The organism is Spirulina sp. CCY15215, from assembly GCF_016888125.1.
Lineage (GTDB): Bacteria > Cyanobacteriota > Cyanobacteriia > Cyanobacteriales > Spirulinaceae > CCY15215.
The window spans coordinates 1-482 of record NZ_JACSWA010000126.1 but is presented as its reverse complement, the minus strand read 5'-3'; the positions used below and the strand labels follow the sequence as shown (position 1 = coordinate 482).

Genomic DNA, 482 nt, shown 5'->3' with positions numbered 1-482 from the left:
GTGAATTCGATTCACCGGGGTCGCTCGTCTTTTTGCCAACAAACAAAACCGACCAAAGTAGGGACGTTAAATTTAACGTCCGTACACATGGATTGACGTTCTCCGTAAAGATTGCTAAAATCCAATTCAGGAGGTCAAAATGTTAACGTTAACTTACGAGTATAAATTAATCCCAAACGAAAAGCAAATCGAGGTGATTGAGAATACCTTGAGAGTGTGTCGTGCTGTCTGGAATTACGCTCTCTCAGAGAGAAAAGACTGGATTAAATCTCGGAAGTGTTCTGTTAATTCTTGTTCTCTAGACAAGGAATATATCATTCCGGCGGATCAACCTTTCCCAAATTACAACAACCAAGCCAAACAATTAACAGAAGCCAAGAAAACCAACCCGTGGTTAAAATCTGTGAATGCTCAAGTCTTGCAACAGATGCTCAAAAGATTAGACAAAGCATTTACAGATATGAAATCAAAAAAACTCGGTT

At 39.2% G+C, this 482-nt stretch carries 1 protein-coding gene; it reads left to right on the top strand.

Annotated elements, in window-relative coordinates:
* Positions 1–139: 139 nt before the first annotated feature.
* A partial coding sequence (locus tag JUI58_RS00575; RefSeq protein ID WP_204101809.1) for a helix-turn-helix domain-containing protein occupies positions 140–482 on the top strand: 343 nt, incomplete at its 3' end.